The following is a 4,968-nucleotide window of genomic DNA, read 5'->3' as shown; positions in this document are numbered from 1 at the left end:
GGAGTAGAACAATTTCTAGTTTCTCAGAGACAGACTTTGGACTTCTTTTGGACATAATAAAACTCCCTTTATAGTTTCTAGTGAAAATTTTTGTTTTTTCACTGTCCACTATAAGGGGAGTATATCATTATTTCGGCGTTTTTCTATTTCAAATTAAATACTGTACTGGCCAAGTAGTCTGCTATTCTTGGAAAGAGAGTATAGAGTTTATGAGCAGCTGCTAGCGACCAAGGCAAATTGATGTCACGCTTTCTGGTTCCCATGGCTGCGACAATTTTACGAGCCACATAGTCTGGTTGAAGCAAGAAAGCCTTGACACTCTCTTGATAGCTGCCGTCAGGGACAGCTTGATCGAAAAAGCTAGTTGCGATTGGACCTGGATTAACAGTCGTAACTGTCACACCGTACTGGGCTAATTCCAAGCGAATTGTATTGGAAAATCCCATGGCCGCAAACTTGGTCGCCGAATAAACTGACGATTTACTTGAAGCAATCAAGCCTGACATGGAAATGATATTGATCATCTGCCCACTCCGTCTTGCCTTCATTCGTTTACCTACCAAACGGCACATGGTCATCAGAGCAAAAGTATTGATGTCAAACATAGCCCGCACCTGCTGGCTGGAAAAATTCTCAAAATCATCGTAAATGGCATAGCCAGCATTATTGACTAAAATATCAATCTGACCAAACTGACTATCCAATTCATCGAAAAATGCCGTCAGAGCTGCTTCATCTCGGATATCTACATCAAAGACAGCCTTTTTCTCATGGTAAGCATAGAGCTGCTCAATTTTTTCGACATCACGACCTAGTAAAATCAAAAAATCATCCTTCAGCAAGGGCACCATTTCCTGTACCAAGCCACCAGAGGCACCTGTGATTAGAATGGTTCTCATAGCTCAATTTCCTCTAAATCCTTAACAATATGAACCTGCTCGAAAATAGTACTTGCATCTTTCCGTAATTGACTAATATCCTTTGATAAAAATCGTGGACTGATATGATTAAGCAAGAGCTGCTTGACACCAGCATCCTTGGCAACCTGAGCGGCTTCCATATTGGTCGAATGCCCATGCTTGCGAGCAATCTTCTCATCGCCTTTTCCGTAAGTCGCCTCATGTACCAGCACATCAGCATTGACAGCCAGACGGACACTAGCATGACACTTGCGCGTATCACCAAGAATGGTCACCACCTTACCAGGCCGAGGAGGAGAAATATAGTCACTCGCGATAATTTCAGTCCCATCTTCTAGCGTCACGTTTTGACCGTTTTTTATTTGCCCAAAGAGGGGACCAAATGGTACACCTGCCGCGCGCAGAGCCTCTGCATCTAGAGTCCCTTCCAAATCTTTCTGGATGACACGATAGCCGACACATGGAATGGTATGGTCCAGCTTTTCGGCGAATACTGTGAATTTGTCCGTTTCTAGGACCTGACCTACCGTATCAACATCAAACTCATGAAAATGAATGCGATAAGGTAGGCGTGTCCCTGATACTTTCAAACTTGCTAAGACAAAGGAACGAATGCCCACAGGACCGTAAATATCAATATCAGTCTGCTCCTCACTTGACTGGAAAGAACGACTGGATAAAAAACCTGGCAGCCCAAAGATATGGTCCCCATGCAGGTGAGTGATAAAGATTTTTGCGACCTTTCGTGGACGAATAGTCGTTTCCAAAATTTGATTTTGAGTTCCTTCACCACAGTCAAAAAGCCAGACTTGATTGATTTCATCCAAGAGTTTTAAGGCCAAACTGGATACATTTCGAGCCTTGGAGGGCTGTCCAGCCCCCGTACCTAAAAATTGAATTTGCATTGTTTACTTTCTATTTTCTATAAATATTATCGCTGAGCGACCCGACCAGACATAGTAATACTGGCCAGCATATTCGTCCGCCACTTCCAGCACTTCTTCCTGATTAAAGCCAGAAATCTTGACCAAACCTTCTGTCTTTTCCACCTGTGTCAAGAGGTAGTCTGTTTCAACTTCCTCTAACTCAGCATCCTTAAAGGGATTGACTTTCATAAAAATCTTGCCCTCCTCCACAAAGACGACATAGTGGGGAAAGACTTGGGCGATTTCAAAGAGTAGGCTATCTGTCACTTCCTTTTCTTGCTCCGAAAAAACCTGGGCCAGACCGTCCGCCGACACATAGGCAAATCCGAAAGACTTGCTTGATAAATTCAGTCGGACAAAGGGCTTGTCTTCTTCAAAGCTGGGTTCTTTTGGAAAAAGGCAGAGCTGCTGAGATAGAGCGAGATAATAGTCCGTCGCCTTTTCTGCTCCTTGTTTCTGGTAGATTTCCGCAAAATAGGCATTGATAACCGAGGGCGGTGGCGTGATAAAATCTAGTTTTTGTTGATCGGTCAAATCGGCTAATTTATTGGCCAGATAAACCTTATCCAGACTGGTAAAACCACCGTATTTGATTGCCAAATCAAGATAATCCGTCATAAAATTCTTCCAACTTCCATTTATTGCTGGAAGCGATATAGCCTGATACCACTTCCACATCCTCTTCGTAGGTCCGATTTTCAATCAAGGCAAGAGTCGCTAAATCATGCAATTTATAAGATTCAGCAAGTGGAACCCTGACCTCAAACCGTTCAAACATGGTCTTAATCTTGGCCAAGACCATCATCTGAATATGGCCTTTGGCATTTTCATCCTTAGCAGACAACATGACATGAGGAAACTGACTAGGGGTAAAGTTGTCATCGGTCTTGTCCAACTTGTTGTAGAGAGCTAGACGTGGAATATCCAGCATATCCAGGTCTTTCAAAATATCCAAGACTACCTGCTCCTGCTCGCTGTGATTGGGGTCAGAAGCATCGATGACATGGAGCAAGAGGTCCACATTCATAGACTCCTCCAAGGTGGACTTGAAGGCAGAAATCAACTCAGTCGGCAGGTCCTGAATGAAACCAACCGTATCAGTCAGTGTCACGTTGAACTTGTCAGCCAAGTTAATCTGCTTGGTCGTGGCATCAAGTGTCGCAAAGAGTTCGTCCGCCTCGTACTGTCGCTTGTCGGTCATGGCATTCATAATGGTGGATTTACCAGCATTGGTATAGCCAATCAAGCCAATCTTGAACACGCCTGATTGCAGACGGCGTTCACGGACAGTAGCTCGGTTCTTCTCCACCGTTTTGAGTTGGCGTTCGATGTCGTGTATCTGATTGCGAATACTTCGACGGTTGAGCTCCAACTGACTTTCACCTGGTCCACGAGAACCGATACCACCCGCCTGACGGCTGAGCATAATGCCTTGACCAACCAAGCGTGGCAACATGTACTTGAGCTGGGCCAAGTGGACCTGCAGTTTACCCTCGTGACTCCGTGCTCGCATGGCAAAGATATCCAAAATCAACTGCATACGGTCGATGACCTTAACCCCCAGAATCTCCTCCAAATTGACATTCTGACGGGGTGTCAATCGGTTATTAACAATGACGGTATCAATCTCATCAGCTTCGACCATCTGGGCAATTTCTTCTAGTTTCCCTGAGCCGACAAAGGTCTTGCTGTCGTATTTTTCACGTTTTTGAGTGTAGACTCCCTTGACCAGAGCGCCAGCCGTCTTAGCAAGACTTGCCAACTCCTCCATGGACATGTCAAAGTTGTCTGTCTGCTGTAATTCCACTCCGACCAGGAGAGCGCGTTCTTGTTCTTTCTGGGTTTCAATCATTTAAAAATTCCTCCACGGCGGTGAAAATCTGCGACTTGTAATCTGGCTCGCCTACTGAATAAAAGGGAACCTGCATCCGATTTCTGAACCAGGTCAATTGGCGTTTGGCGAAGCGGCGGCTATTTTGCTTGACCTTTTCAATTGCTTCTTCTAGGCTGATTTGACCTGCAAAGTAGGGGAAAAACTCCTTGTAGCCAATTCCCATAGCAGCTTGGGCTTCTGGGTATTCTTGGTAGAGCCAGCTAACTTCATCTAGTAAGCCCGCCGCCATCATCCTATCCACTCGCTGATTGATGCGGTCGTAAAGAACCTGTCTGTCATCCGTCAGGCAGATGCAAAGAGGCTCATATTCTGACTCTGTATTTTCCAAATTTTTTCCAAACTTTTTCAACTCTAACCCACGAATGATTCTCCGTCGGCTGTTTCCTTCGACCGTCAAACCTGCCTGCTCTGCCATTGTTTCCAACACTTCATCAGGCAAGTTATCCAGCTCCGCCCGATAAGCAAGAACTTGCTCCTGGTCAACTTGACCGCCCAGATGGTAGCCTTCAAGCAGACTCTGGATATAAAGACCTGTCCCACCCACGATAATAGGTAGCTTGCCACGACTAGTAATGTCTGCAATTAAGGTCTTGGCTTCTGCTACAAATTCATAAGCCGAATAACCCTCGGTCACATCTCGGACATCAATCAAGTGATGAACCGCAGCAGCCTGCTCTTCAGGACTAGCTTTTGCCGTACCAATATCAAGTTTGCGATAGACTTGCTGGCTATCACCGCTGATAATTTCTCCATTGTAGCGCCGGGCCAATTCAATGCCTAAAGCGGTTTTTCCTACCGCAGTTGGTCCAATGACCACAATAACTTTAGTTTTCATCTTTTTCCTTGAAAATATTTTGTTTTTTCGCTAAAATCTATTATAACACAAGTAAAGGAGAAATAACTATGGCTAAAGGTTTTGGTAAAGGTTTCTTGACAGGTGTTCTTTCTACAGTTGCTCTTGCAGCAGGCGCAGTCTTCACTGTTCACAAAACAATCATTGAACCAGAAGAAAAGAAAGAAGCCTTCATTGAGGAAAATCGTAAAAAAGCTGCTCGTAAACGTGTAGCACATTAAAAAGCTGGCAGGAGTCCAGCTTTTTTGTTATGGCTTCGAGCCAGTTTTTCTCGTAGAGAAAAACAAGAAAACCACCAGCTATGCTGGTGGCTGACAAGGCTTTGAGCTTCCATTTCTTTTTCCTGATATAATCTAATTGTTCAGGTTAGATAAA

Annotated in this window: 6 protein-coding genes; 1 reads left to right on the top strand and 5 read right to left on the bottom strand. The window is 44.6% G+C overall.

Annotated elements, in window-relative coordinates; genetic code table 11:
• Positions 1 to 143: 143 nt before the first annotated feature.
• The 5 genes from ODU39_RS10180 to miaA are packed head-to-tail and all read right to left on the bottom strand — an operon-like array spanning position 144 to position 4,575.
• Positions 144 to 899, bottom strand: a complete 756-nt coding sequence (locus tag ODU39_RS10180) for an SDR family NAD(P)-dependent oxidoreductase (RefSeq protein ID WP_398580384.1) — start codon at positions 897 to 899, stop codon at positions 144 to 146.
• Positions 896 to 1,825: a ribonuclease Z gene (gene rnz / locus ODU39_RS10175; RefSeq protein ID WP_398580383.1), complete on the bottom strand. Its 930-nt coding sequence runs from the start codon at positions 1,823 to 1,825 to the stop codon at positions 896 to 898. The genes ODU39_RS10180 and rnz overlap by 4 nt, the downstream gene beginning before the upstream one ends.
• Before the next feature lie 3 nt (positions 1,826 to 1,828).
• Entirely contained in the window at positions 1,829 to 2,464 is a 636-nt protein-coding gene (locus tag ODU39_RS10170; protein WP_398580382.1) for a cystathionine beta-lyase, read from the bottom strand.
• Positions 2,448 to 3,698 carry a GTPase HflX gene (gene hflX, locus ODU39_RS10165; RefSeq protein ID WP_398580381.1) on the bottom strand — a complete coding sequence of 417 codons (1,251 nt, stop codon included), beginning with the start codon at positions 3,696 to 3,698 and terminating at the stop codon, positions 2,448 to 2,450. Before hflX ends, ODU39_RS10170 begins: the two co-directional genes overlap by 17 nt.
• On the bottom strand, positions 3,691 to 4,575 hold the full coding sequence (gene miaA / locus ODU39_RS10160; RefSeq protein WP_398580380.1) for a tRNA (adenosine(37)-N6)-dimethylallyltransferase MiaA: 885 nt from the start codon (positions 4,573 to 4,575) through the stop codon (positions 3,691 to 3,693). The genes hflX and miaA overlap by 8 nt, the downstream gene beginning before the upstream one ends.
• A 68-nt stretch (positions 4,576 to 4,643) precedes the next feature.
• On the opposite strand from miaA, the gene ODU39_RS10155 reads away from it, so the two are divergent.
• Positions 4,644 to 4,814 (top strand): DUF3042 family protein, encoded by a 171-nt coding sequence (locus ODU39_RS10155; RefSeq protein ID WP_012775205.1) that lies wholly within the window; start codon positions 4,644 to 4,646, stop codon positions 4,812 to 4,814.
• Positions 4,815 to 4,968: the final 154 nt, after the last annotated feature.

This window comes from Streptococcus sp. 2021WUSS126, assembly GCF_044427255.1.
GTDB lineage: Bacteria > Bacillota > Bacilli > Lactobacillales > Streptococcaceae > Streptococcus > Streptococcus hashimotonensis.
The sequence above is the reverse complement of the archived record's forward strand: the minus strand, read 5'-3'. Positions and strand labels throughout refer to the sequence as shown.

Coding starts and splice junctions, on each gene's coding strand:
- ODU39_RS10180 (WP_398580384.1), bottom strand. CDS start 899: ATGAGAACCATTCTAATCACAGGTGCCTCTGGTGGCTTGGTACAGGAA.
- rnz (WP_398580383.1), bottom strand. CDS start 1,825: ATGCAAATTCAATTTTTAGGTACGGGGGCTGGACAGCCCTCCAAGGCT.
- ODU39_RS10170 (WP_398580382.1), bottom strand. CDS start 2,464: ATGACGGATTATCTTGATTTGGCAATCAAATACGGTGGTTTTACCAGT.
- hflX (WP_398580381.1), bottom strand. CDS start 3,698: ATGATTGAAACCCAGAAAGAACAAGAACGCGCTCTCCTGGTCGGAGTG.
- miaA (WP_398580380.1), bottom strand. CDS start 4,575: ATGAAAACTAAAGTTATTGTGGTCATTGGACCAACTGCGGTAGGAAAA.
- ODU39_RS10155 (WP_012775205.1), top strand. CDS start 4,644: ATGGCTAAAGGTTTTGGTAAAGGTTTCTTGACAGGTGTTCTTTCTACA.